This window comes from Mesorhizobium sp. M6A.T.Cr.TU.014.01.1.1 (assembly GCF_004022765.1).
Taxonomy (GTDB): Bacteria; Pseudomonadota; Alphaproteobacteria; order Rhizobiales; family Rhizobiaceae; genus Mesorhizobium; species Mesorhizobium mediterraneum.
The window spans coordinates 1-613 of the sequence record NZ_RZPG01000081.1; the positions used below are offsets into that span (position 1 = coordinate 1).

The following is a 613-nucleotide window of genomic DNA, read 5'->3' on the forward strand; positions in this document are numbered from 1 at the left end:
CTATGCGCTCCACAGGCAAGACGTCGATATCAGCCTGATCGGAACACCGAATTATCCAGGGCCGGCAGCGCTTCTTGCCAACGCTTCGGTTCCGCGCGACGTGCAACTGCTGCCATCCCTCGGCAAACTCAGGCGTGACGTACCGATCGTCTATCGACTGAAATGCCATCAGGAGCAGGACAGCACGCAAGCTGTGGGCTGCCAGCTCGGCGATCCCCAGGGAACCAGAACCATTGTCGTCGCAGGCGATTCACACGCAGCACAATGGATCCCGGCCATCGACAAGATTGCCAGGGACCGCAAGTGGAAATTGGTCACCTTCACCAAGGCTGCATGCCCTTTCACCCTTGCCGCGGTGACGGATGAAGGTAAGCCGTATGAGGCCTGCGCAACATGGCCCGACAACGTTCGCGCCGAGATCAGGAAATTGCGGCCAGACCTGATGTTCACCAGCCAGTCTCGCTATTCCGACACACCGGAGCCGGCAATGATCGACGGTTTGCGCAGCATCTGGAGCGACTTGAACAGAACGGGCGTGCGTATTATCGCCATTCGGAACACGCCTTTCGTCAAGTTCGATCCCGGTGATTGCCTGGCCGCCGACGCCGACAAA

General features: G+C 59.1%; 1 protein-coding gene. It reads left to right on the top strand.

Going from position 1 to position 613, the window contains the following annotated elements:
• A partial coding sequence (locus EN885_RS33780; RefSeq protein ID WP_206616884.1) for an SGNH hydrolase domain-containing protein occupies positions 1–613 on the top strand: 613 nt, incomplete at both ends.